Here is a 25,205-nt window from a genome sequence, read left to right as displayed (position 1 = left end):
ACCCCCGGCGAAAGGGGGGCCAGAGGGCTTGTTAATAAAATATGAATAAATATTACGAAATTATTACAAAACTCTTTACAATATTATTACGCCGTGCTATAATTCATAAATGTAAACGAAATGTAATAATTACGTAATAAATTGAAAGAGATTCAGTGAGGGAATAATGAGAGCAATCGCAAAGAAAACAGCAATTTTTGCAGTTGCATGTTTAATGATAACAGGTACGGCAGCAGCATCGCTTCCGGAACAAGAAGTGAAGGCGGCCTCGGGATATACCGGATATATTAAAGGTGCAACTACAAGCTTAAAACGGAGCAAATCAAACAAGTCAAAGACTTTAGCCAGGATTAAAAAAGGAAAAAAGGTCACCGTATATTATACAAGCGGCAGCTGGAGAAAGATCACTTATAAAGGAAAGACTGGTTTTGTTCCAAAGAAGCGTGTGAAGATTAGCACCAAAGCGCCGAAACTGCGAGGCAGCAAAAAGGCAAAGGGAAAGACAGTAGCAACTTTTGCCCAGAGGTTCGTAGGGAATCCTTACCGCTGGGGAGGAACAAATTTAAATACAGGAGCTGACTGTTCTGGCTTTACAAGAGCCGTTTACCGTTCCTTCGGATACAGCATTCCAAGGACTTCCTCATCCCAGAGAAAGGCGGGGAAAAAGGTATCCTACAAGAAAAAACAGCCAGGAGATCTGATCTGTTACAGCGGGCATGTGGCCATCTACATCGGAGGTGGAAAAATTGTGCATGCAAGTTCCAGAAAAACAGGAATCAAGATCTCACCAAAAGCGAATTACAGGAAAGTCGTATCCGTACGACGGATTGTAAGATAAATACCGGCAGATTTATATCATACCGGCTATAGAGAAAAAGCCCATGGAATCATTACCCCCTATCCTAAACTTACGATTCCAGGGCTTTTTTTCCATGTTCATATAGGTCTAGACATAGTAAAATAGGGAATCAGGAGTGTTATTTTTAAAAATTATACTAATTGTACTGATCTAAGTGCAAAAACTGATTTTATGAGATATATACAAAACCGGTGAAGGATATTATGATTAATACATAAGCAAGATGCTTGCTTAACTTCATCGGTTTTATTCATTGAAGGAGGCCTACGAGATGAATAATTTACAGGAAAAAGTAATACGTAGAATGATTGATACGTATGGATTTTTCACCACTGATGAACTTTCCGAAATGACAGGAGTTTCTGTCAGCAGCATCAAACACTCTTTAAGCGACATCAGCAGGGAAATAGAAAAGTATGAAGCGAAACTATTGACTGCACCGCGCAAAGGACTGTGTTTGGTCGCCACGGAAGAACAAAGAGAGATGATCCTGGATGACCTCAACGAATATGCCAACAAAGATCCGGAATCGTTTTACTACCGCAAGAATTACATATTAGATACATTATTTTTCTATCCGGCAAAATACACGATTCAGCTTTTTTCAGAAGAGCTGTGTGTCAGCAGGAACATTATCCAGAAAGATCTGAAGAACATAGAAAATTACCTGAGTGAGTTCAACTTAAAACTTACAAAGGTCAGAAACCAGGGGATTCAGATCAAGGGCGATGAGTTTGATCTAAGACAGGCAATTGTTGATTCCGTAAATAAGAAATACTGGAAACATGCCTATATTGAAAAACTGCCTCAGGATCTGGACTACCGTATCAGCAAACGAGCCTACACCTTTTTTACCGACCATTATTCAGAAGAAAATATTATGAAGGTGCAGGACAGTCTCCAGAAGGCGGAAGAGTTTTTAAATCTAGTTTTTGTAGATATCTCTTTTTGCCGGCTGACGGAATATTTATTATTGACAATCAACCGCATCGGGGAAGGGAAAATCCTCCAAAACGCGGGCAGCCGAAAGATGACCAAGTTAGATACTTCGTTTCTCGATGCGGCGCGATTGATATTAGATGAAATTGTTCCCCAGAACGGAGATATGGCATTTGAGCACCAGTTTCTGGCGGCCAAGCTGATGGTCGCAAAAACATGTGGACATGGAAAAAGACCCAGAGATCGTAAGTTTGAAGAGATTACTCTGGATTACCTTTCCATTGTGTTGGCTGTGATGAAGAAGGAAAACGTATTAAAAGATGAGATTCTAATCAGTGACATCAGTTCATTTTTGGAAAAGATCACGATCAAACGGGATTATAAGTTGGTGGAATGGGATGACCTGCACAGGGACGTGCAGCATCAGCTGCAGGATGTATATGCAGCATGTATGACCTATATTTTTGACATTGAAGGAAAACTTTCTGTGATACTGACCCAAGACGAGATTGCATGGATCGCACTGTTGATCCACAATGCCATGATGGACAGCAGAGAGGGACATCAGGCGGTGCTGCTTACTGCCACAGACGCCCACACTGCAAGGTATCAGAAAGTAAAGATTGAAAACGCAGTTGAGGGGCTTGAGATTACAGACAGTATTCATATACGGGACTTTCACCCGGAAACAGTGAAAGACAAATTATTGATTTCTACGGTTCCATTAAAGGAACCGAGGGAAAATACAATCGAAGTGACAAAGCATATCGACCAGGCGGACATGAACAAAATTGCCTTAAGTCTTGATGAATTGGATCATGACCAGAAAATGACGCATGCGTTGGAGACAACAAAGAAAACCTTCAGGGAATCTTTGATTATGACCGATGTAAACGTTATGGAAAAGCAGGAAGTGATCCAGCTTGCAAGTGACCTTTTATACGAACAGGGCTTCATAGAAAAGGGATTCAGCCAAGAGGTGTGGAAAAGGGAATTAAAAAGACCGTCCACTGTAGGGAGGGGCATCGTGATGCCGCATATTTACAAAGACTATGTAAAAACAAGCGGAGTTGCGGTCATAAGGCTTAAGTATCCGATCTCATGGACACCTAATGAAAAGGTACGGCTGCTGTTTCTGATCGCCATCGATTTTGAAACTTCGGAAGAGATTCTAAGGTTTTTCCAGTATTTTTATGGGATGATCGGTAATAAGGAGTTGATCGGACATCTGCTGGATGCGGAAGGACCTAAAGAGTTTTATGATATTTTAATGAGTGAAGCAGGGTAACAATGGCCGAAAGGCATCTAATTAAAAGGAGGAAGCACTATGTTAGTAAACATGAAAGAAATTTTAGAGATCGCAGAGAAGGAGCAGTATGCAATTCCATGTATCAACACTCCGAACGTGGAGACCATCCGTGCAGTCATTGGGGCAGCGGAAGAATTAAACACACCGATCATCATTGACCACGCTCAGGTACATGATCCGCTCATTCCGATCGAGAGAATCGGGCCGGAAATGTTAAAATACGCAAAAGCAGCATCTGTTCCGGTTTGTGTTCACTTAGACCACGGCAGCGACTATGATTTCGTATTAAGAGCATTAAAAGTCGGATTCCCATCAATCATGTATGACTGCAGCGCTCTTCCTTACGAGGAAAACTTAAAGAGAGTAAAAGAGTTTGTAAAAATTGCTCACCCTGCTGGAATCACAGTGGAAGCAGAACTGGGAGTTATGGCCTCAACAGCAGAGGATACTCACGGAGAGGACGCAGAGACTCGTGTTCTGACCAATGAAGATATCAAAGAATTCTTTACTGAGCCGGAAGAAGCAAAAGCGTTTGCAGAAGAGACAGGATGTGACGCATTGGCAGTGTGCTTCGGAACCATGCACGGAATCTATGCAGAGCCGCCGGTATTGGATATTGACAGAGTAAGAGAACTCCGCGCAGCGATTCCAGACACATGTCGTGTGGTAATGCATGGAGCTTCAGGAGTAGAATTCTCTCAGGTTCAGGAAGCAATCACTGCAGGATGCTCTAAAGTTAACTACTACTCTTACATGGCAAAGGCCGCTACAAAATTCGTAGCTGACCGTGTTGCAGAGACAGACGGAAAGATTGCGTACCATGAATTACAGGAAGAAGCTTTTGAATTCATGAAAGGATATGCAAAGGACGTAATCAAAGCGTTTAAGAACGGAAAATAGGATTCCGTAAAAGGGAGGGAATACATTTCATGAACAGTGTGGACTTATCCGAAGTGCTGCTCGATGAAATGGTAATCCTTGACCGGGAACCGTTTAAAGACAAAGATGACATGTTTGATGTAATGACCAGGCAGTTTGAAACGGCAGGGCTCGTTTCAGACGCCGGGGCATTCAAAAAAGCTTTGGAATTTCGGGAGACCTTGGGGCCGACCTATATGGGCAACATGATTGCCATTCCTCATGGAAAATGTAAGGAAGTTTTAAAGCCCGGAATCGGATTCTGCAGATGTGCAGAGCCATTCATTTATGAGTCTGGCGGGGAGTCAGGCGAGGTAAAATACATCTTTGTACTGGCGATTTCTGAAAATCAAGAGAATGATTACCATTTGAGAGTGTTGGCAACTTTGGCAGGATTTCTGGCTCACGACGAGTTTTTGGCATTATTAGAAAAGGCTGAAAGTTATGATGATTTGATCCAGGGGATCAAGGAGCTCTAGAAAAGGAGGGACGTATCATGAAAGTTGTTGCAGTAACATCATGTGCGACAGGAATTGCGCACACCTATATGGCAGCAGAAGCGATACAGAAGATCTGCAAGCAAAAAGGTTACAAGTGCAAGGTTGAAAAACAGGGAGCACTTGGAATCGAAGACAAGCTGAGGGACAGGGATATCAAAGAAGCAGACCTGATTGTATTTGCAAACGATGTCGGAATTACAAAAGCAGAACGTTTTACACCTTACAAAGACAAGATTTTTCAGACTAAACCACATGCAGTGATCAAAGACCCAAGTATTATTTTTAGTGAAGTAGAAGAGTAGTAAAAGAGAGAATAAAAATATGAAGGGATGGATGAAAAATGAGAGACGTAGTAGATGATATTAAGGAAGCGTTTTTAACCGGTGTTTCATATATGCTGCCGTTTGTAGTAGCAGGAGGTATTTTAGTAGCTTTAGGGTTCTTGCTGGGAGGATATGATATTCCGAATACAGTGGAGCCGGGAAGAAATTTTGCCTCAACTATCTTCTGGATCGGTAAAATTGGTCTGGGAACATTCATGGTACCAATCTTAGGTGCATATGTAGCATTCTCAATTGCCGACAAACCGGGAATCTGTGTTGGTATGTTTGGAGGCTGGCTGGCAACTGACCCTTGGGGCATGGGATATTCTTCAGGATTTATCGGAGCGCTGATCGCAGGTATCATCGCAGGTTATCTTGTAAATGCGTTAAAGAAGATTCCGCTTCCGAACGCTGTGAGATCACTGCTTCCAACCTTGATCATTCCCGTAATCGGATGTGCAGGTATCTGTTTATTGATGCACTATGTAATCGGAGGACCTTTAGGAGCTTTAACATCAGCATTGACAACAATGTTGAATAACCTGGGAACAGGAAACCTGGTACTCTTAGGTATTGTTCAGGGATGTATGCTGGCATTTGACATGGGTGGTCCGTGTAACAAAGTTGCTTACGCATTTGCCCTGGCATGTATGGAAACAGGAAACTACGCACCGATGGCTGCAAACTTTGTAGCTTGCTGTGCACCACCTCTTGCAATGGCATTTGCTATGTTAGTTGCACCTAAGAAATTCACAAAGGAAGACAGAACAGGAATCGCAGGATGTTTTGCAGGGGCATTATGTATGATCACAGAGTTTGCGATCCCATATGCTGCAAAGAACTTAAAATACATTCCTTGTTTCATGGTTGGTTCTGCAGTTGGATCTGTGATGTCTTACTTATGGGGTATTACAATTCGTGCACCTCATGGTGGAGTATTCGTAGTATTTGCAATGAATAAAGTAATTCCATTCTTTATCTGCTTAATTGTGGCAGGAGCTGTTTCAGCTGCACTGATCGTACTTGTTTCAAAGACAAAAACAGAAGAAGAATTGGCAGCAGAATAAAAAATAAAACAAAATAGGAGAAATAAAATGGCAAAGTTATTTGATATCATGGGACATTTCCCATTTGATCCGGACAAAAAGAAACCGATGCTGATCCGCAAACAGGATTATTCTACAGCGTTATATCCGCCGGATAATGCGTTTACATCTGACAATACTTTTACAATGATCACAACCGATACCTTCATGTTAGGTATTTATGAGTTAGGACCGGGCGGAGTATTTGCACCACTTGACATCCATCCTGGAGATGAGTCTTACTACATCTTGAACGGACCGGTTGTTCAGAGAAGCGGAAACGGACAGTTTGCTTACTTAGAGACCGGAGAGGGTCTGTTCATGCCGGAAGGCGCTTGGCACTGCTGCCATAACTTCTCTGACCAGAAGGCAAGGATCCTTTACTTCATCACTCCAAAAGCATGGAGCGAGTCTATTCCGCCGGCAGTGATTCCGACAGAAGAAGAAACAAAATTCTACAAAGGACCGAACAATGACAATCTTCCGGACATGAGAGACAAGATCCAGGATATCTCCCGTCAGGGATGCACCGACGACATCGGATGCTGGCCGGTAGATCCTACGGAAGCAAGAAAGACAGGAGCTGTTTACGCAGTGCGTGACTTTGAGAAATTAAACAACGTACACGGAACAACTCATCCGATGCTGATGAGATTCATCACAAGCAACGATTACGGACACTTTGGCGAGATGATCCTTCCGGCAGGAGGATATGGACCGAGATGTTCAGATCCTGATACCCATGCAGGTGACGGAGCACTCTACTGTGTTGACGGACCAGTTACTGTAAACCTTGTGGATGCACAGGAAAGCTTTGTTATGGAACCGGAAGATACATTCTTCCTTCCAGCAGGAACTAAATATCAGTTAGTAAACTTTGAAGCGAAACCTGTAAAGGTTGTCTTCGCAGTAACAGAGTTATAATTACATTTTTACCAGTACTGAGATTGTTTTTCTCCATTGCCCTAAGGAAGCCTTTTTCGGGCCGCCTGGAGATCATGGGGAAAAACGATCAAAGTCCGGCTGAATTCCCCGGCCGGTTGTTGTATAATGAAAAGAACAACACATGGTGATCTGCCTTGAAAAGATTCTTTGCGGCATGCCGTGAAGAATCTTTTTGGCAAGAAAGGGGATAAACGATGAGACGATACAAAGGCATTATATTTGACTTGGACGGGACACTGCTTGATACGATTCAGGATCTGACAGACAGCGTCAATGAGGTGATGGAGGAAATGGGATATCCTTTGCACAGCCCGGAGGACTACAAGAAGAAAGTAGGCAACGGGTTTCGGAAGCTTGTGGAGAGAAGTCTTCCCGAAGATGCCAGGGATGAAAAGACCGTTGACAGAGCGGTTTCTGCCTTTGTAGAAGCCTACGACCGCAGGTATATGGACAAAACTGCTCCCTATGAGGGGATTTTAGATCTGCTGGCAGTACTTTGTGAAAAAGGTATTGCCGTGGGAGTAAATTCTAACAAGAGATCGGACTATACCAATGCATTGATTCAAAAGTTTTTTGCGCATATCCCGTTTGTGGATGTGTACGGAGAGAGAGAGGGAATACCGAAGAAGCCGGATCCGACAGGGGCACTAGAACTTCTAAAACTTATGGGGCTTAAAAAGGATGAAGTGCTTTATATCGGGGATTCCGACACAGATATGCTGACAGGAAAGAACGCAGGCCTGGACACGGTCGGCGTTTCCTGGGGGTTCAGAGGAAGAAAAGAGCTGGAAGCATACGGCGGAACTTATGTGGTGGACAGACCGGATGAGATACCCGGGCTGTTAGAAAGGAGCGAGCAATGAAAATATCTTTAGGATGTGACGAAGCAGCATATGACTTAAAAGAGGCGATCAAAAAGCATTTGGAGGATGCGGGACACGAAGTGGTAGACAACGGCGTGGGGCCTGGTGAAGTGGAACTTTACCCGGATGTGGCTGTGCGTACCTGTGAAAAAGTGACCAGCCAGGAATGTGACAGGGGAATCCTTGTATGCGGAACTGGAATCGGTATGGCGATGACAGCGAACAAGGTTCCTGGAATCCGCGCGGCAGTATGCCATGACCCATTCTCAACAGAGCGTTCTATCTTAAGCAATGACGGAAACGTTATGTGTATGGGAGCAAGAGTCATTGCACCTCAGCTGGCATTATATTTACTGGACATCTGGATGGGACTGACCTTCAAAGACGGACCGTCCACAGAAAAGGTAGAACGGATCACATATTACGAAAAACAGTTCAGCAAATAGGACCAAACACTTTTAAGGAGGGTTTTCTATGGATTTTAAATTTGGAGTGGATACATTTATCTGGGCAGAAGCTTATGGGGAGGAACATCTTTGGATCATCCCAAAGGCAAAAGAACTGGGATTTGAAGTCATTGACTTTGCGATCTCCAATCCATTTACATTTCCAGTAAAGCAGGTAAAGGCTGAACTGGAACGGGTGGGTATTGACTGTGTCTGCACGACAACACTGACACCGGAGACGAACCCGATCTCCCCGGATCCAGAGATTAGGGCAGCGGGCGTCAAGGCCATGAAAAAATGCGTGGATATCTGCAACGAATTGGGAGCACCGATCCTGGGCGGAGTAAACTATGCAGGCTGGGGTTATCTCACAAAGAAACCAAGAACACAGGAAGAGTGGGACTACGGTGTGGCATGTATGCGTGAAGTGGCTGAATATGCTAAAGAAACAGGCGATGTGACCATCTGTGTAGAGTGTGTCAACCGTTTCGAGACACATTTCCTCAACATTGCGGAGGACGCTGTTCAGTTCTGCAAGGATGTGGGAACAGGAAATGTCAAAGTTCATCTTGACTGCTTCCATATGATCCGCGAGGAGAAGAGCTTTGCCGGAGCTGTAAAGACCTGCGGAAAGGAATATCTCGGATATGTGCATGTCAATGAAAACGACAGGGGAATCCCGGGAACCGGATTGGTGCCGTTTAAGGAATTCTTCACGGCGTTAAAGGAAATCGGTTATGATGGACCGTTAGTCATTGAATCCTTTGACCCAAGCTTTGAAGAACTGTCCGGCAACTGTGCGATCTGGAGAAAGTTTGCTGATACAGGAGAAGAACTTGCCATTGAAGGACTTAAGAATCTGAAAGCCATCGCGGCTGAGATATAGGAGGGAGAACAGATGAATCGAATTGTAAACAATCCTGATTACGCTGTTGAGGATATGCTGAAAGGATTTGTAAAGACACACAAGGATATTGTGGCACCTACAGAAGATCCCCGTGTCCTGAAATATAAAGATGCACCGGTGGAAGGAAAAGTGGGAATTGTCACCGGAGGAGGTTCCGGACATAAACCAGCGTTCATCGGTTACATCGGAAAGAATATGTGTGATGCGGTAGCTGTGGGAGAGATTTTCTCATCACCTACGGCCAAAGCTTTTTTGGACGCCATGAAAGAGGCTGATTCAGGAAAGGGTGTTGCATGTCTTTACGGAAATTATGCCGGAGACAATATGAACGTCAAAATGGCTATGAGAAAAGCAAAGAAACTGGGAATCGATGTAAAAACAGTGGTTGCCAACGACGACTGTGCATCTGCTCCGAAGGATGAGCTGGAAAAACGCCGCGGTGTCGCCGGGGAAGTCCTCATGTGGAAGATCGGAGGCGCAAAAGCTTCCATGGGAGCAGACCTTGACGGTGTCATCGCCGCGGCACAGAAAGCCATCGACAACACCAGATCCGTAGGGATCGGTACTGCACCGTGCACCATCCCGGCAGTGGGACATCCAAACTTTGAGATCAAAGACGGGACCATGGAAGTGGGAATCGGACATCACGGGGAGCCGGGCATTAATGTACAGCCTTTAAAAACTGCAAGCGAGATCGCAGATGAAATGCTGGATATCATTCTTCCGGACCTTCCTTTTGCAGAGGGTGACGAAGTTGTAGTGCTCCTCTCAGGATTAGGCGCCACACCTGTCATGGAACAGTACATTGTATATGACCGTGTAGAAGAAGTTCTCACTGAAAAAGGAATCAGTGTGCACAAAGCATATGTAGGAAATTATTTTACTTCTCTTGAAATGATGGGTGTCACACTCACTGTCATGAAGCTGGATGACGAACTGAAAGAATGCATCGACATGCCTTGCGACTCTGTCGGCTTGAAACAGTTGTAAGTCCGGTGTATTCCAAGAGAATGGAGCATCGCTGGACCCAAAACAAATTGAAAAGTAAACTTCCTGTGTTACAATAAATAGCAGTAGGAAGCAGTCTGAGTTTAAAGTGAGGAGATAATTATGTCAAGTTTTAAAAACGCGGAAGCAGGAGTCATTGTAGATAAGCTTATTAAGACAATCCAGGAACAGAGAGATTACTTAAGCGAGATTGATGGAAAGATCGGTGACGGTGACCACGGCATTAATATGAATAAAGGTTTTACCATGTGTGAGGAAAAGCTCAAAGGCCAGACTTACAACATGAGTGAAGGCCTGTGTACCCTTGGGGAGACTCTTTTGGAGGATATCGGAGGTTCTATGGGGCCGTTATACGGACTTTTATTCGATGAACTTTCTGCAGCAAGTGAAGATAAAGACGACATTGATGTAGAGGTATTCGGAGAGATGATCACCGGAGCCGTGGAAGGGATCCAGGAGATCAGCCCTGCAAAGGTTGGAGACAAGACTCTTTTGGATACACTGATCCCAGCCAAGGAAGCTTTTATAGAAGCGAAGGATGCAGGAAAGGACTTTGCCGAATGTCTGGATGCCATGAATGAAGCGGCGAAAAAAGGATGGGAATCCACCAAGGATCTGGTTGCGAAAATCGGACGTGCCAGCCGCCTTGGAGAGCGTTCCAGGGGAGTTCTGGATGCCGGAGCTACAAGTTGTTATTTTATAATCACAACCATCGGGGCAGCTGCAAAAGAACTGTTGAACTAGAAATTGGAATGATTGACTTGAGGCTTTTTCCGTGATATGCTATAGCAAATGATATTAGTTATCAATAAGGAGGAAGCCTATGAGTCTGACAGATGGGATCATCCTGTTTTTGGCGGCGGGGATTGTTCTCTTTGTGATATGGAGATTCATCTCACGCGTCCGGCGGGGAGAGACAGGGTGTGGCTGCGGATGTGAGGGCTGTTCCAAGGCCTGTCCATCCAAACAAAAAAAGGAAACAAAGTGAGCAAAGAGCTGTGAGGAAGTTTATCACAGCTCTTTGTAATTTATTAGTTGACATGTAAAAATATGTATGCTATATTATAACCATAGAAAGCACCACACAGTGCCTCTTTTCTGGACCTCATTCAGTAAGATCTATTTCATATTTCCTTTGGCGTTCGCCAATCATACCCCAGTGATAGACCTTTAGAACCAATAGTCAGTTAAGAAAGCAACGATTCCTTATTTATTTTTCATCAAGAGAAGAGGAATACTGTACCTGGTGCTTTCTTTTTGTGTTATAATATCTATAACTGAGGAAAAATCTATGACATTTTCTACATGATTTCCGTTCGGCTCTTAGAATGCCTCACTCCAATCATGTAGAAAATGGACGTAATGTCTGCTGGAGAAGGGCTTCTGTCAAAAAGGAGCCACTTTTCGAAAGTTATTCACCACTATTGGAGGAGCGCATTTCAAAAGCGCGACGGAAATAGTGGTGAATAACTCATACCCAAAAGGGCACACCGTGTCTCATACCCTCCGGGTAGGCGCGTTTCGCACGATAAGGTATTGTTTTGTTTATAAAGAAATGTTTTTGGCCCACAAAGTGGACAAGTCCCTCAACATGAGGGCTGAGAGAATGAAAGTGGGCTTGCCCACATTGTTTAGATATGGTATTATAACATTTTGTAATTATTAGAACTTAGGAGGAAAAATCATGCCAGTAAAATACGTATTTGTCACCGGCGGTGTTGTTTCAGGCCTTGGAAAAGGAATCACTGCAGCGTCTCTGGGACGATTACTGAAAGCGAGAGGTTATCACGTAACCAGCCAGAAGTTTGATCCATATATCAATATTGACCCGGGAACCATGAACCCGATCCAGCACGGAGAAGTTTTTGTGACGGATGACGGGGCGGAGACAGATCTTGACCTGGGACACTATGAGCGATTCATCGATGAAGGCCTGAACAAAAAATCAAACGTGACAACAGGAAAGGTTTACTGGAATATTTTACAGAAGGAACGGCGCGGAGATTACGGCGGCAACACGGTTCAGGTGATCCCGCATGTGACCAATGAGATCAAGAGCCGTTTTTATAGAAATGAAGAGGCAACGGAACAGGAAGTGGCGATCATAGAGATCGGTGGTACTGTGGGAGATATTGAGAGCCAGCCATTTTTAGAGGCGCTCAGACAGTTCCAGCATGAAGTGGGACATGAAAACTGTATCCTGATCCATGTAACGCTGATCCCGTATTTAAAGAGCTCAGGAGAGTTAAAGACAAAGCCGACTCAGGCCAGCGTCAAGGATCTCCAGGGTATGGGAATACAGCCGGATATTCTCGTGTGCAGATCGGACTATCCTCTGGATGACGGCATCAAGAGGAAGATCGCGCAGTTCTGTAACGTGGAAAAAGAGCGGGTAATCCAGAACCTGGATGCGGAAGTGTTATACGAAGTGCCGTTGATGATGGAAAATGAACGACTGGCACATGAAGCCTGCGCATGCCTGCGCCTTCCATGTCCGGAGCCGGATCTTTCTGAATGGCGCAAGATGATCGATAACTGGAAGCATCCGAAGCACAAAGTGGAAGTGGCTCTGGTAGGGAAGTATGTATCCCTTCACGATGCATATATCAGTGTGGTAGAATCCCTGGAACATGCCGGAGTTGCGAATTCTGCCGATGTGAGCATCCGCTGGGTGGACTCTGAGAGAGTCAGCTCTTATAATGTGGATGAGATGCTGGGAGGCGTCCAGGGTATTATTGTTCCGGGTGGTTTCGGAGACCGAGGTATTGAGGGCATGATCTGTTCGATTCAATATGCGAGGGAGCATAAGATCCCTTATCTGGGACTGTGTCTCGGTATGCAGCTTACCATTGTGGAATTTGCCAGAAATGTTCTTGGCTACGCAGACGCACACAGCAAAGAATTTAATGAAAACACGGAACATCCGATGATCCATATTATGGCGGATCAGGACGGAGTGGTGAATATCGGAGGGACACTGAGGCTTGGTTCCTATCCGTGTGTCCTGGCAGACGGATCCAAGGCAGAAGAACTCTATGGAACGAAAGAAATCTCCGAACGCCACCGCCACCGCTATGAAGTTAATAACAAGTATAGGGATGTACTGCAGGAAAACGGTATGATGCTCTCAGGATGTTCTCCGGACGGACGTATCGTGGAGATGATTGAGATCCCGTCTCACCCATTCTTCCTGGCAACACAGGCACATCCGGAATTTAAATCAAGACCGAACAAGGCACATCCTCTGTTTAAGGGATTCATTGAAGCATCACTTAAAAACGGAGGTATGATTTAAGAAGGAGGTACCGCAGTATGAAGCACGAAATGATTGGCGCTACTGTGCCGGCAGTGGAAGTAGAACTGGACCGAGGAGAGGCTATGTTTACCCAGTCGGGGGCGATGGCATGGATGGATCCCGCGATCAAGGGAGATTCCAAGATGGAGGGCGGGCTGCTGAAAGGCATCGGCAGAAAGTTTGCCGGAGAATCTCTTTTTATGGTGACTTACACATCGGAGAGAGACGGGGCGAAGATTGCATTTGCATCCACGGTTCCTGGAACAATCCTTCCGCTTCAGTTTCAGGGAAACGGCGGCATGATTTGCCAGAAGAAGGCATTTTTATGTGCACAGCGCAGTGTTTCATTGGAGACGATCTTTACGAAGAAGCTTTCAACAGGAGCCTTTGGAGGAGAGGGTTTCATACTGCAGAGACTTTCAGGAAACGGAATGGCATTTCTTGAGGTAGATGGGGACGCAGTGACGAAGGTCCTGGCTCCCGGAGAAACGATTCTTGTAGACACCGGAAATGTCGTAGCCTTTGAAGATGGTGTAAGCTATGAGATTGAGAGAATCAAAGGCGTTAAAAATATCTTCTTCGGAGGAGAAGGATTATTCCTGACCAAATTAACCGGCCCCGGAAAGATCATATTACAGACTCAGAATTTCAATGATTTTGCAGGAAGGATCGCGTCGCTTATACCTTCCGGCAGCTAATTTAAAGAGAACGAATGATAAAAGAACTGTCCAGAGATAATCGGGCAGTTCTTTTTGGCGTTTATAGGGATGTGATCCGAGAGATGGAAAAATTTTAAATATTGTTAAAATTGTATTGCTAAATGAAAATAAAAGTGGTATGATATTTTCATAATAAAAATAAATGAAAACACATGAAAATTCCAAGGAGGGCATTATGCAGGTAAAAGGTGTAAGATTGTACGGGGTGGACGACATTAGATTAGAAGAATTTGAACTGCCGGAGATCAAAGATGATGAGATCTTAGTGAAGGTCATCAGTGACAGTATTTGTATGTCAACATGGAAGACAGTAAAGCAGGGAGCAAACCATAAAAGAGTGCCGAATGACGTTGCGGATCATCCGATATTGGTGGGACATGAGTTTGCAGGCGATATTGTGAAAGTAGGAAAGAAGTGGAAGGATCAGTTTAAACCTGGACAAAAGTTTGCCCAGCAGCCGGCCATCCCGGGTCAGATGGAATCCCCTGGGTATTCTTATCAGTACTGTGGCGGTGCGGCAACCTACTGCATCTTCCCGAACGACATTATCGAGAAGGGATGTGTATGGACATTTGAGGGAGACAGCTACTTTGACGCATCTGTGGCAGAGCCTATGTGCTGTGTGATCAGCGGCTACCACACAAACTACCATACAGTTCCAGGGAACTATGAGCATGTGATGGGAACAAAAGAAGGCGGAAATATCCTGATCTTAGGCGGATGCGGACCTATGGGATTAGGTGCTGTGAGCTACGCGCTTGCATTTGAGAATAAGCCGAAACGTGTTGTTGTGACCGATATCAGCGACGACCGTGTGGAACGCGCAAAACAGGTGATTTCAATCGAGGACGCCAAAGCGGCAGGCGTGGAACTCCACTATGTGAATACTGCAGCTATGGATGACCAGGAAAAGGAACTGATGGATATCACAGAAGGACACGGATATGATGATGTATTCGTATATGTTCCGATCACAGGCGTTGCAGAACTTGGAAATAAGCTTCTTGCATACGACGGATGCATGAACCTCTTTGCAGGACCTACAGATCCGAAGTTCTCAGCAAATATGAATCTTTATGACTGTCATTACTCCAGAACTAAAATCTTAGGAAGCACAGGCGGAACGATTGACGATATGAAAGAGGCCATCAACAAGGCAGCTTCCAAGGAGATCAAACCTGCAGTCATGATCACTCATATCGGAGGAATCGACGCAGTTGCTGAGACAACAAAGAATCTTCCGGACATCCCAGGAGGAAAGAAGCTTACTTATATGCAGTTTGACATGCCGCTGACGGCGATTGCTGATTTCAGAAAGTTAGGAGAAACAGATCCGTTGTACGCCAAACTGGCTGACGCATGTGACAAACACAACGGATTATGGAATGTAGAAGCTGAGAAGATCTTATTTGAGCACTTTGGGGCATAACAACAGATAGTGAGGTGCCAATGTTTGCAGAGGAAAGAAGAGAACAAATTCTAATATATTTAAAAAAGCACAAACGGGCTGAAGTGAAGGAACTCATTGAAGAGTTCCAGGTCACAGGGGCAACTCTGAGGGCGGACCTGCGGGCGATGGAAGAGGAGGGGTCGATTGTCCGCACCCACGGCGGCGCACTGCTGAAAGAAGATGTTCTGCAGAAAGAAGACTTCTTATCACTCAGAAGAGGGCACGAAGAAGAAAAGAAAGCCATTGCCAAAATCGCCAGAGCTTATGTGAAAGAGGGAGACGCGGTTATCTTGGACAGCGGAAGTACCACACTGGAACTTGCGCTGCTGTTAAAAGACGCGAAAAACATCAAGGTTATCACCAACGATCTTCAGATTGCGTTGGAACTTCAGGAAAATCCGTGGATTGAACTTTACATTGTCGGAGGAAAGGTGAGAAATAACTTTCGTCTGACCCAGGGAGCTATTGGCACTGACTTTATAAAAAGCATTGCGGTAAACAAAGTATTTCTATCTCCCAACGCCCTGTCCATTTTCGGCGGGGCAACTACGAGTAATGAAGAGATGAAGGAGATCAAGCAGGCTATGATGGAAGCGGCCGGCGAGATCTATATGCTCTGCGACAGCTCAAAGATAGGACAGAGAGCTTTCTGTAAGTTTGCCAGACTGAGCGAGTTTAAACTGATGCTCACGGATTCCGGAATTTCCAAATTAGACAAAAATGCAATTGAAGAACAGGGACTTGAAGTAAAGATATGCAAATGAGGGGGAATGTTTGCATGGGAATGAAGGAGATGAATATATGAAAAACGCAGTACAAAGATTTGGAAAGTTTTTGAGCGCAATGGTCATGCCGAATATCGGCGCATTTATTGCATGGGGATTAATCACGGCCCTGTTTATTGAAAAGGGATGGTTCCCGAACGCAAAACTTGCAACTATGGTTGATCCGATGCTGAAGTACATTCTTCCGGTACTGATTGGTTATCAGGGAGGTAAACTCGTAGCCGGAGACCGGGGCGGGGTCATCGCAGTCATCGCCATCCTGGGTGTGATCTGCGGAAGCAATGAGGTCATGTTCATGGGAGCGATGGCTATGGGTCCTTTTGCAGGATGGGTCATCAAGAAGTTTGACAAGGCAGTGGACGGACATATTCCGGCCGGATTTGAAATGCTGGTCAACAACTTCTCCATCGGTATCATCGGAATGATCCTGGCGATCATCGGCTACTACCTGATCGGACCGGTTATGACAGCCATCCTGACCGTACTTACGGCAGGAGTTGATTTCCTCATCGGACACAGCCTGTTACCGCTGGTATCTGTTTTTGTGGAGCCGGCAAAAGTATTGTTCCTGAACAATGCCATTAATCATGGTATCTTTACTCCGATCGGAGGAGAGCAGGTACAGGCAGCCGGGAAATCCATCATGTACATGATCGAGGCGAACCCAGGCGCAGGCCTTGGAGTTCTGTCCGCATACTGGGCATTTTCCAAAGATAAAAGAACAAAGGATTCCGCGCCAGGCGCGATCATCATCCACTTTTTCGGCGGAATCCATGAGATCTATTTCCCTTATGTACTGATGAACCCTGTTGTCATCATTGCATCCATCGTAGGTTCTGCCTGTGCGGTATTCTATTACTCTTTGTTTAACATCGGACTTACCGGACCGGCATCACCTGGATCTATCATCGCTTTTCTAACAATGGCGCCGAAAGGATCAACGCTGGCCGTACTGCTCGGAGTTGTGATCGCTGCGGTTGTATCTTTCCTCGTAGCGGCTCCGATCATCAAGATGTCCAACGGAAAGAGCCTGGAAGAGGCCTCAGACAGTGTTCAGAATATGAAGGCCGCCAGCAAAGGTATTGCAAAAAAGGCAGGAGAGATCAAGAAGATCGTATTCGCCTGTGACGCAGGTATGGGCTCCAGCGCCATGGGAGCGACCAAATTCAGAAACAGGATTAAGCCTTTGGGGCTTGGCATTACAGTGATCAATTCCTCTGTTGATACGGTGCCTGCCGATACGGATGTGGTTGTATGTCAGGAGGTTTTAGCAGACCGTGCGGCCAAAAGCGCACCAAATGCACAGCTTGTAACGATCAAGAACTTTCTCCAGGACGAGGCCATTGACGGTCTGTACGATAAACTGGCCCAGGGCCGGGAAGAAGGAGCCGTCTCTGTGAAAGAACAGACAGAACAGGCGTCTTCAGGGACAGAGGCAAAACCGATGGTCATGGTGAGGGAAGGAATCAAGCTCGGACAAAAGAGTGTCTCCAAAGAAGAAGCCATAGAGGCAGCAGGAAAATTACTTTATGAGCTGGGTTATGTAGAAAAAGAGTATATTGAAGCCATGCAGGAGAGAGAACGCACAGTCACCACCTATCTTGGTATGGGAGTTGCGATCCCTCACGGAACCGGAGATGCGAAAAATAAAGTCAAGAAAACCGGTATCGTCCTTGTTCAGTATCCGGACGGTGTGGATTTCGGAGACGAAAAAGCCTACTTAGTGTTCGGAATCGCAGGAATCGGCAACGAACATCTGGAACTGCTTGGAAAGATCACACAGGTGATCGACAGCCAGGATAATCTTGACAAATTAAAAGCAGCGGGCAATGTCCAGGATGTTCTGGATATGCTGAAATAGAGTGAAAAAGAGTGCTTTTGCAGGGCAGGCCGGAGAAAGGACTGCCCTGTAGAAGCTTTTGTTTTGAGGAATACATATCATTTGACAAATAACAAAAAACGGTTTCTTTCAGAGTTCATAAATAAGTTCCTTTTATAAAGTCAGAAAAAAGTAAGAACCCTGGAAGGGTTTCTTAAAGCGGGGATGTTATGCTGTTTACACAGAAAAATCATGTGTGTAAAAGGAGGGAGCCGCTATGGAAACCCAGTTAAGCCTATTTGAATCAATCAAAGACCTGTTATATTTAAAGCCGTTGTTTTTTGTGGGACTGGCAGTGATCATTATATTGCTATATCTGGTGTCCAGGGCAGACAAGACATGGCTTAACATAAAGGTATTGTGCGGTTCCTGTCTAATGTACTATTACCTGTGTATTGTTTTAAAGCATATTGTTGGGGTCCCGACAGTAAAAGATCTAGTCTGGAGAGCTGGGATCGGGGAGGCGATTTTTAATCCGAATATCAGTCTGATTCCACTGGCTGGCGGTATCGGAATGGATTTTATCCTGAACATTCTTTGTTTTATCCCCTTGGGGCTGCTTTGCCCGGTTATAAGCAAGAGCTATGGACGGATGAAAAAGACGGTTCTGTTTGGACTGTGGTTTTCGCTGGCCATTGAGATAAGCCAGATGTTTACACTGTACAGGGCAACAGACAGCAGTGACCTGATCGCAAATGTCTTGGGAACAGCCCTAGGCTGGTTCTGTTTTAAGATGGCCGCACGGCTTAGAAAGACTAGGAAACCGTACGGTGACAGCGGCTCCGCGGGAAAAGATCCTGGGCGGTTTTTCCCTGGCCTGACCTTAATGACTGCTTTTATGTTTACTTTTATAAGCTAAGATAAACATTTTATGTACGCTAAAAATCCGGAGAGGGATCAGAGATGATCCTTTTCCGGATTTTTAAGTTTTATGAATTGACGGTTGCCAAACAAAAGAATGCGTGGTATGATATTTGTGAAATGAAAAAAATAATAAATTTTTAAAAATAATTAAAAATTTTTGCAAAGCCAGGAGGGACATTATGAAGGCAAAAGGTGTGAGAATGTATGGGGCAAAGGATATTCGGCTGGAGGAGTTTGAACTGCCGGAGATCAAAGAAGATGAAGTGCTTTTGAAGGTCATGAGTGACAGCATCTGTATGTCTACATGGAAGGAAGTAAAACTTGGAAGCGGACATATCCGTGTACCAGACGATATCGCAGACCATCCGGTCATCATCGGACATGAATTTTCCGGAGTGATCGAGCAGGTCGGATCTAAATGGGCAGATGAATATAAAGAAGGGGAACGTTTTGTAGTACTGCCGGGTATTCCGGACCAGATGGGTGCGCCGGGTTATTCCTATGAGCATTTTGGAGGTGCAGTGACTTACTGCATCGTTCCGAATGATGTTATTGAAAAAGGGTGTCTGCTCCATTATGACGGTGATGCTTTCTATGAGGTTTCTGTGTCAGAGCCTATGTACTGCATCATCGGCGGTTATATGGCTAACTACCATACAAAACCTGAGACCCATGAACATTTTATCGGGGCAAAAGAAGGCGGAAATATCGCAATTCTTGGAGGATGCGGCCCGATGGGGCTGGGCGCTATCAGCTATGCGCTCGCTATGGAAAATAAACCTAAAATGGTTGTAGTCACAGAGATTAATGACGACCGAATTAACAGGGCAAGAGAAGTAATCTCAGAAGAAGATGCCAAGGCGAGGGGCGTTGAACTTCATTATGTAAATACTGCGAAGATGGACGATGAGGTCAAAGAACTGATGGATCTCACCGGAGGAGAAGGATATCATGATGTGTTTGTATACGCTCCGGTAAAAGCCATTGCAGAGACGGGCAACAAGATCCTTGCGTTTGACGGATGCATGAACCTTTTTGCAGGGCCTGCAGACAGTGGATTTTCCGCAGACATGAATTTATATGACTGCCACTATAGAAATACAAAGCTTCTTGGATCTTCAGGCGGCATCAAAGCAGACCTTCTGGAGGCATTGGATCTAATAGCCAAGAAGGAAGTAAATCCGGCTGTTATGATCACTCATGTGGGAGGTATAGATTCTATCGTTGATACGACCCTGCGTCTGCCGGAGATTCCGGGAGGAAAGAAGCTTACTTATACACAGTTTGAAATGCCGTTAACTGCCATTGATGATTTCAGAAAACTGGGTGAGACAGATCCTCTGTTTGCGAAGCTCGCGGATGCCTGCGATAAGAATCAGGGATTATGGAATAAAGAAGCAGAAGAGATGTTATTAGATCATTTCGGAGTATAATATATGTTTGCAAGAGAGCGGAAAGAAGAATTGCTCGCCTACATGAGGATACATAAAAAGGCTGGCATCCATGAATTATCGGAAGAATTCCATGTGACCGGCGCCACCATAAGGTCCGACTTGAGTGAATTGGAGAAAGAGGGACACTTGATTCGGACCCACGGCGGTGCACTGTTAAAGGAAGAAGAAGTCACCAAGGAGGCATTTCTTGCCTCCCGGTGGAATTTAAATCCCGATAAAAAAAGGATCATTGCCGAGGGAGCAAAGGAATATGTCAGTGAGGGTGATATCATCTTGATCGACAGCGGTTCCACCATGCTGGAGTTTGCAAAGGTTCTGACAGACTTCAACGACTTGAAGGTTGTGACAAACGATTTGAACATCGCTCTTGAACTGCAAAAAAAACCTTCGATTCAGGTGATACTGATTGGAGGAACTGTAAGGAACCAGTTTGATTGTACCTTTGGTTCTCTGGGGATTGAATTCCTTGAGAGGATTTCTGTGGATAAATTGTTTTTGTCACCGAATGCTTTATCCGTGTCCAAAGGGCTGACCACGCCAAATGAGGAGACGGCAGCGATGAAGCGTGCAATGATGAAAACCGCTACGGAAGCATACATGCTGTGCGACAGTACGAAAATTGGACGGAAAACCTTTTGCCGGTTTGCGAGGCTTTGTGATTTTCAGTATCTGATCACAGATGATGGGATTGGTAATGCTGACAAAAAGGAACTTGAAAAACAGGGAATGAAGGTAAAGGTGTGCAGGATGAAGACCGGGAGCTGACTCGGTCTTTATCTGACCACCGGTAATAAATCAAAATTTATTAAAAAAAAGGGGAGAAAAATAATGAGAATTTTTCTCCTCTTTTTTGTGTTGGGGGAATTAGTAAAACCACCATTTTATGCGGTTTAGGAGGGATCTATAAGGAGAAATATGTAAGAAAACTTTGTCAAAAATTCTTCTGCAAAATTTACCACTGGCAATAGTGGACGTATGGAAATACAATCAATATAATGGAATTATAGATAAACGTTTATCAAGTTAATACCATTAACCGCAGCAACAAATTATACCAAAAAAGAGGAGAAAAAAGGAGGATTATTATGGCAAGTAGTTTTAAAGCTAAAGTCCAAAAAATGGGCGGATTCCTTTCAGGAATGGTAATGCCTAACATTGGTGCCCTGATTGCATGGGGTATTATCACAGCATTATTTATTCCTACAGGATATTTCCCGAATGAAAAGATGAATGAACTCGTAGGCCCGACACTTAAGTTCTTGATTCCATTGTTGTTTGGATATACCGGAGGTCACACAGTATATGGAAGACGTGGTGCCGTTGCAGGTACACTTGCAACAATCGGTGTTATCATTGGATCAGAAGCAACTATGATGATCGGTGGTATGGTCATGGGACCGCTTGGTGCATTGATCATCAAACAGTTTGACAAATTATTAGAAGGACGTGTAAAACCAGGTCTGGAAATGTTAGTAGACAACTTCTCCATGGGTATCATTGGAGCACTCATGATGATCGCAGGATTCGTTGTGATTACACCGCTTTTTGCAGGTATCACAAATATCTTAACAGTGGGTGTTAACTTTGCTATTGATCACAGTATCCTTCCATTTACACCAATCTTTGTTGTACCAGGACAGGTATTGTTCTTAAATAATGCGATCAATCACGGTATTTTTACTCCGCTTGCGATTGAACAGGCTGCACAGACAGGAAAATCTATTCTGTATCTTGTTGAGGCAAATGGTGGTAACTGGGCAGGACTTGTACTTGCGTTTATGTTCTTTGGAAAAGGTATGGCAAAGAAATCTGCACCTGGCGCAGCAATCATACATATCATCGGTGGTATCGGTGAAGTATCTTTCCCTTACGCTTTGATCAAACCAGTAACAATCCTTGGGCCAATCTGTGGTTCTATCGCAGCATTATTCTGGTTCCAGATCATGGGTGGTGGTGCTGTTGCAGCAGTATCTCCTGGATCTATCATTGCATTGGCAATTATGTCTCCGAAAGGCAAGCTGCTCGTCAACTTGGCGGGATATGTCATAGCCGCTGTGGTATCGTTCCTCATCGTAGCGTTCTTCCTTAAACGAGATAAGACACCGGAGGATGAGGTTGAAGAAGTAGGCGGAATTGACATGAGTCAGTTTGTGGAAAGCCACAGTGCTCCTGGAGAAGAGAAAAAAGCAACAGCAGGAGATACAACTCTTCCGAAAAAAGAAGTTAAAAAAGTAGCATTTGCGTGTGACGCAGGAATGGGATCCAGCGCAATGGGTGCTTCTATGCTGAAGACACAGCTGAACAAGATTGGAATGTTTATTGATGTCAATCATGTATCCATCCATCAAATCCCAGCAGATATTGATGTTATTGTAACGAACGAAAACTTATATGAGACTGCGAAGAATGCGGCTCCTGCAGGAGTACCGGTCATAGCGATCGAAAACTTCCTGGATGCGGCAGAACAGGCAGCAATCGCAAAGAAGATTAAAGATATGTCTGAATAGTCAGGCTGCGGCGCCATAATTGAATGATTATGGCGCCTTATAAGTAAAGGACCTGCAAAGATATGCTGATGTCTAATCGTGTAAAAGATATAATACAGATAGTCTTAAGCAGCCGTGGATTCGTGACGATGAAGGATATTGCCAATAAAATGAACATTTCAGAGAGGACGGTTTACCGGGAGATTCCCGAAGTGACAGAGGTCCTCAGGCAGTATCAGATTACGCTGGAAACGGTGAGCAAAAGAGGGATCCGAGCTATCGGTATGCCAGAAAACATCAAAAAGATTCAGGATGAACTGGGAGAACAGACAAAGTACCAGGTAGTAGACCCCAAGGAACGCATGTATTTCGTACTTTTAGAACTGCTTCATCAAGAGGACTTTATAAAGACAGAAGCATTGGCGATTGATATGGGCACCTCCCTGCCGACAATCCGGAACGATCTTAAAAAGATCGAGAAACTGCTTCCGGAGTACAACATTAAATTAATCTCTAAAAAAGGAGACGGAATATGCCTGAGCGGAGAGCAGGTTGCCAGGGACCATTTGATGGTCAACATTGTAATGAAAAATACAGATGTTGACGTGACGGTACATTGGCTTGCAGGAAACGTCAGACAGTTTCATCCGTTTATGCAGAAGTTAGCTGAATACGGCTATATGGAATTATTCCAGACTTGTGAGGGAATCTTAAGAGAGATCAGCCATAAGCTGATCCAGAAGAATTACCAGATACTGGATCAGAATTATGCTGAACTTGTAATGCTGGTTGCACTGCTGATTCGCAGACATAAGCTGGGCAACCGGAAATACAGCACAGACTTTGTGGTAGGAGAAGTTGACAAGAACCAGAGAAAAGTGAGTGCGGCACTGATCCGTATGCTGGAAAAGAAATATTCTATTTCATTGGATGAAGCAGAAAAAGAATATATAGCATGGGTGTTAAATATCAGTGTTGGCAAGAAAAAGAATGAAGATGTTTTTGTCAAAAATTTTGTGCTGAAGCCTAAAATTGAAGAATTTGTTGAGCTGGTGGAAGGGCGTATGGGTATATCACTCAGTCAGGATACAAAGCTTATGGACGGGCTGCTGGCGCATATTGATAAGGCGCTGATACGGACGAGAAGCGGAATGAGTATATCAAATCCCATTATCCGTGACATTGAAAAGGATTATTCGCAGCTGTTTACCATCATAAGGGATACAATCAAGAAGGTTTTTCCGGAGGACTATTTTCCGGATGACGAGATTGGGTATCTGGTATTATATTTTGCGGTATCACTGGACAACATTACAAAGAAGACCTTCCGGGTGCTGGTGGTATGTTCCAGCGGGATGGGGTCCTCAAAGATGCTGGCCAGCCGCCTTGAGAGGGAAATACCTGAGATCTATGTGAGAAAGATTGTGTCTTTGGTCGGACTGGGAGAAGAAGACCTGAATGACTATGACTTGATACTGTCAACGATTCCTCTGTATCTAAAGGACAGAGAATATCTGAAGGTATCGCCGCTCTTAAATGACAACGAGTTGGAGATTGTCAAAGAAAAGATAAGAAGGCACAAGCATCAGACTTTAAGGAAGATCGAGGAAGAGGAAAGAAAGGCGGCGGAGTTAGAAAGCATAAACAGTATTGTATCTTTAAAACAATTAAAACAATTAACAACGTGGGCAGTAGACTTATTAACTGAATTCCATGTGTATGAGATCAACAATCTGAAGGATGAAAACCATCTGTTTTCTCATTTGGAGCATACGATCTGGGAGGCGGGCATTTTTATCGGAGAGCAGGAGATCAAAAACTATGTGATCCGGCATGGAAATGAATGCAGGTTTACCATACCGACAACGGAGATCAGTTATTTTGAATGTTATTTAAAGAAAATTAAAAAACCGCTTCTTTTCGTCTATCATTTAAAACAAAAACGAATGATCGATCCTCAGGAGGGAGATGCCATCAGTAATATCATATTTTTCTTCTATCCGGCAGAAATGGATGAAGTGCAGAGAATGTTCCTGCGGTATATTACCGAATTAATCATCGAAGACCGGGATATCATGAAGTTAATAGAAAAGGGTGACGAAGAAGAAATCAGGCAATGCTTTGGACATAGGTTCAGACATTATATAGGAGAATCAATTTAGGAGGTTTCA

At 44.4% G+C, this 25,205-nt stretch carries 23 protein-coding genes; all 23 read left to right on the top strand.

Going from position 1 to position 25,205, the window contains the following annotated elements; genetic code table 11:
- The first annotated feature begins 166 nt into the window (after positions 1-166).
- The 23 genes from AR1Y2_RS15420 to AR1Y2_RS15310 all read left to right on the top strand — a co-directional run bounded on the left by AR1Y2_RS15420 (position 167) and on the right by AR1Y2_RS15310 (position 25,196).
- Positions 167-838 carry a C40 family peptidase gene (locus AR1Y2_RS15420; protein ID WP_137329772.1) on the top strand — a complete coding sequence of 224 codons (672 nt, stop codon included), beginning with the start codon at positions 167-169 and terminating at the stop codon, positions 836-838.
- Positions 839-1,130: 292 nt separating this feature from the next.
- A complete protein-coding gene (locus AR1Y2_RS15415; RefSeq protein ID WP_137329771.1) occupies positions 1,131-3,086 on the top strand; it encodes a BglG family transcription antiterminator in 1,956 nt (651 codons plus the stop codon).
- Between the two features lie 39 nt (positions 3,087-3,125).
- Positions 3,126-4,007 carry a class II fructose-bisphosphate aldolase gene (locus AR1Y2_RS15410; RefSeq protein ID WP_137329770.1) on the top strand — a complete coding sequence of 294 codons (882 nt, stop codon included), beginning with the start codon at positions 3,126-3,128 and terminating at the stop codon, positions 4,005-4,007.
- Positions 4,008-4,036: 29 nt separating this feature from the next.
- The gene (locus AR1Y2_RS15405; protein ID WP_137329769.1) at positions 4,037-4,504 is read left to right on the top strand and encodes a PTS sugar transporter subunit IIA; all 468 of its coding nucleotides are present in this window, start codon (positions 4,037-4,039) and stop codon (positions 4,502-4,504) included.
- Between the two features lie 17 nt (positions 4,505-4,521).
- On the top strand, positions 4,522-4,827 hold the full coding sequence (locus tag AR1Y2_RS15400; protein ID WP_024726380.1) for a PTS fructose transporter subunit IIB: 306 nt from the start codon (positions 4,522-4,524) through the stop codon (positions 4,825-4,827).
- 38 nt (positions 4,828-4,865) lie between these two features.
- On the top strand, positions 4,866-5,915 hold the full coding sequence (locus AR1Y2_RS15395) for a PTS fructose transporter subunit IIC (protein WP_137329768.1): 1,050 nt from the start codon (positions 4,866-4,868) through the stop codon (positions 5,913-5,915).
- 27 nt (positions 5,916-5,942) lie between these two features.
- Positions 5,943-6,857 carry a cupin domain-containing protein gene (locus tag AR1Y2_RS15390; RefSeq protein WP_024726382.1) on the top strand — a complete coding sequence of 305 codons (915 nt, stop codon included), beginning with the start codon at positions 5,943-5,945 and terminating at the stop codon, positions 6,855-6,857.
- A 215-nt stretch (positions 6,858-7,072) separates the two neighbouring features.
- Positions 7,073-7,741 (top strand): HAD family hydrolase, encoded by a 669-nt coding sequence (locus AR1Y2_RS15385; RefSeq protein WP_137329767.1) that lies wholly within the window; start codon positions 7,073-7,075, stop codon positions 7,739-7,741.
- Positions 7,738-8,187, top strand: a complete 450-nt coding sequence (gene rpiB / locus AR1Y2_RS15380) for a ribose 5-phosphate isomerase B (RefSeq protein WP_137329766.1) — start codon at positions 7,738-7,740, stop codon at positions 8,185-8,187. Before AR1Y2_RS15385 ends, rpiB begins: the two co-directional genes overlap by 4 nt.
- A 28-nt stretch (positions 8,188-8,215) precedes the next feature.
- Positions 8,216-9,073: a sugar phosphate isomerase/epimerase family protein gene (locus tag AR1Y2_RS15375; protein WP_137329765.1), complete on the top strand. Its 858-nt coding sequence runs from the start codon at positions 8,216-8,218 to the stop codon at positions 9,071-9,073.
- A gap of 12 nt (positions 9,074-9,085) precedes the next feature.
- The gene (locus tag AR1Y2_RS15370; RefSeq protein WP_137329764.1) at positions 9,086-10,084 is read left to right on the top strand and encodes a dihydroxyacetone kinase subunit DhaK; all 999 of its coding nucleotides are present in this window, start codon (positions 9,086-9,088) and stop codon (positions 10,082-10,084) included.
- Between the two features lie 120 nt (positions 10,085-10,204).
- Entirely contained in the window at positions 10,205-10,846 is a 642-nt protein-coding gene (gene dhaL / locus AR1Y2_RS15365) for a dihydroxyacetone kinase subunit DhaL (RefSeq protein ID WP_137329763.1), read from the top strand.
- 79 nt (positions 10,847-10,925) lie between these two features.
- Entirely contained in the window at positions 10,926-11,090 is a 165-nt protein-coding gene (locus tag AR1Y2_RS15360) for a FeoB-associated Cys-rich membrane protein (RefSeq protein WP_137329762.1), read from the top strand.
- Positions 11,091-11,786: 696 nt separating this feature from the next.
- A complete protein-coding gene (locus AR1Y2_RS15355) occupies positions 11,787-13,397 on the top strand; it encodes a CTP synthase (protein ID WP_137329761.1) in 1,611 nt (536 codons plus the stop codon).
- 17 nt (positions 13,398-13,414) lie between these two features.
- A complete protein-coding gene (locus AR1Y2_RS15350; protein ID WP_137329760.1) occupies positions 13,415-14,095 on the top strand; it encodes a TIGR00266 family protein in 681 nt (226 codons plus the stop codon).
- A gap of 196 nt (positions 14,096-14,291) precedes the next feature.
- Complete coding sequence (locus AR1Y2_RS15345) at positions 14,292-15,545, top strand: zinc-binding dehydrogenase (protein ID WP_137329759.1); 1,254 nt, start codon at positions 14,292-14,294, stop codon at positions 15,543-15,545.
- A gap of 20 nt (positions 15,546-15,565) precedes the next feature.
- Positions 15,566-16,330: a DeoR/GlpR family DNA-binding transcription regulator gene (locus tag AR1Y2_RS15340; RefSeq protein ID WP_137329758.1), complete on the top strand. Its 765-nt coding sequence runs from the start codon at positions 15,566-15,568 to the stop codon at positions 16,328-16,330.
- Positions 16,331-16,367: 37 nt separating this feature from the next.
- The gene (locus AR1Y2_RS15335; protein ID WP_137329757.1) at positions 16,368-18,212 is read left to right on the top strand and encodes a PTS mannitol transporter subunit IICBA; all 1,845 of its coding nucleotides are present in this window, start codon (positions 16,368-16,370) and stop codon (positions 18,210-18,212) included.
- 235 nt (positions 18,213-18,447) lie between these two features.
- Complete coding sequence (locus tag AR1Y2_RS15330; RefSeq protein WP_137329756.1) at positions 18,448-19,089, top strand: VanZ family protein; 642 nt, start codon at positions 18,448-18,450, stop codon at positions 19,087-19,089.
- 184 nt (positions 19,090-19,273) lie between these two features.
- Positions 19,274-20,527, top strand: a complete 1,254-nt coding sequence (locus tag AR1Y2_RS15325; RefSeq protein ID WP_137329755.1) for a zinc-binding dehydrogenase — start codon at positions 19,274-19,276, stop codon at positions 20,525-20,527.
- 3 nt (positions 20,528-20,530) lie between these two features.
- Positions 20,531-21,313 carry a DeoR/GlpR family DNA-binding transcription regulator gene (locus AR1Y2_RS15320; protein WP_137329754.1) on the top strand — a complete coding sequence of 261 codons (783 nt, stop codon included), beginning with the start codon at positions 20,531-20,533 and terminating at the stop codon, positions 21,311-21,313.
- A gap of 320 nt (positions 21,314-21,633) precedes the next feature.
- A complete protein-coding gene (locus tag AR1Y2_RS15315; protein ID WP_137329753.1) occupies positions 21,634-23,055 on the top strand; it encodes a PTS mannitol transporter subunit IICB in 1,422 nt (473 codons plus the stop codon).
- 62 nt (positions 23,056-23,117) lie between these two features.
- Entirely contained in the window at positions 23,118-25,196 is a 2,079-nt protein-coding gene (locus tag AR1Y2_RS15310) for a BglG family transcription antiterminator (RefSeq protein ID WP_137329752.1), read from the top strand.
- Positions 25,197-25,205 lie beyond the last annotated feature (9 nt).

The organism is Anaerostipes rhamnosivorans (assembly GCF_005280655.1).
Taxonomy (GTDB): Bacteria; Bacillota; Clostridia; order Lachnospirales; family Lachnospiraceae; genus Anaerostipes; species Anaerostipes rhamnosivorans.
This window is presented reverse-complemented; position numbering and strand designations above follow the sequence as displayed.

Bases quoted from the DNA above. Each gene is read 5' to 3' on its own strand.
- AR1Y2_RS15420 (WP_137329772.1), top strand. From the start codon at position 167: ATGAGAGCAATCGCAAAGAAAACAGCAATTTTTGCAGTTGCATGTTTA.
- AR1Y2_RS15415 (WP_137329771.1), top strand. From the start codon at position 1,131: ATGAATAATTTACAGGAAAAAGTAATACGTAGAATGATTGATACGTAT.
- AR1Y2_RS15410 (WP_137329770.1), top strand. From the start codon at position 3,126: ATGTTAGTAAACATGAAAGAAATTTTAGAGATCGCAGAGAAGGAGCAG.
- AR1Y2_RS15405 (WP_137329769.1), top strand. From the start codon at position 4,037: ATGAACAGTGTGGACTTATCCGAAGTGCTGCTCGATGAAATGGTAATC.
- AR1Y2_RS15400 (WP_024726380.1), top strand. From the start codon at position 4,522: ATGAAAGTTGTTGCAGTAACATCATGTGCGACAGGAATTGCGCACACC.
- AR1Y2_RS15395 (WP_137329768.1), top strand. From the start codon at position 4,866: ATGAGAGACGTAGTAGATGATATTAAGGAAGCGTTTTTAACCGGTGTT.
- AR1Y2_RS15390 (WP_024726382.1), top strand. From the start codon at position 5,943: ATGGCAAAGTTATTTGATATCATGGGACATTTCCCATTTGATCCGGAC.
- AR1Y2_RS15385 (WP_137329767.1), top strand. From the start codon at position 7,073: ATGAGACGATACAAAGGCATTATATTTGACTTGGACGGGACACTGCTT.
- rpiB (WP_137329766.1), top strand. From the start codon at position 7,738: ATGAAAATATCTTTAGGATGTGACGAAGCAGCATATGACTTAAAAGAG.
- AR1Y2_RS15375 (WP_137329765.1), top strand. From the start codon at position 8,216: ATGGATTTTAAATTTGGAGTGGATACATTTATCTGGGCAGAAGCTTAT.
- AR1Y2_RS15370 (WP_137329764.1), top strand. From the start codon at position 9,086: ATGAATCGAATTGTAAACAATCCTGATTACGCTGTTGAGGATATGCTG.
- dhaL (WP_137329763.1), top strand. From the start codon at position 10,205: ATGTCAAGTTTTAAAAACGCGGAAGCAGGAGTCATTGTAGATAAGCTT.
- AR1Y2_RS15360 (WP_137329762.1), top strand. From the start codon at position 10,926: ATGAGTCTGACAGATGGGATCATCCTGTTTTTGGCGGCGGGGATTGTT.
- AR1Y2_RS15355 (WP_137329761.1), top strand. From the start codon at position 11,787: ATGCCAGTAAAATACGTATTTGTCACCGGCGGTGTTGTTTCAGGCCTT.
- AR1Y2_RS15350 (WP_137329760.1), top strand. From the start codon at position 13,415: ATGAAGCACGAAATGATTGGCGCTACTGTGCCGGCAGTGGAAGTAGAA.
- AR1Y2_RS15345 (WP_137329759.1), top strand. From the start codon at position 14,292: ATGCAGGTAAAAGGTGTAAGATTGTACGGGGTGGACGACATTAGATTA.
- AR1Y2_RS15340 (WP_137329758.1), top strand. From the start codon at position 15,566: ATGTTTGCAGAGGAAAGAAGAGAACAAATTCTAATATATTTAAAAAAG.
- AR1Y2_RS15335 (WP_137329757.1), top strand. From the start codon at position 16,368: ATGAAAAACGCAGTACAAAGATTTGGAAAGTTTTTGAGCGCAATGGTC.
- AR1Y2_RS15330 (WP_137329756.1), top strand. From the start codon at position 18,448: ATGGAAACCCAGTTAAGCCTATTTGAATCAATCAAAGACCTGTTATAT.
- AR1Y2_RS15325 (WP_137329755.1), top strand. From the start codon at position 19,274: ATGAAGGCAAAAGGTGTGAGAATGTATGGGGCAAAGGATATTCGGCTG.
- AR1Y2_RS15320 (WP_137329754.1), top strand. From the start codon at position 20,531: ATGTTTGCAAGAGAGCGGAAAGAAGAATTGCTCGCCTACATGAGGATA.
- AR1Y2_RS15315 (WP_137329753.1), top strand. From the start codon at position 21,634: ATGGCAAGTAGTTTTAAAGCTAAAGTCCAAAAAATGGGCGGATTCCTT.
- AR1Y2_RS15310 (WP_137329752.1), top strand. From the start codon at position 23,118: ATGCTGATGTCTAATCGTGTAAAAGATATAATACAGATAGTCTTAAGC.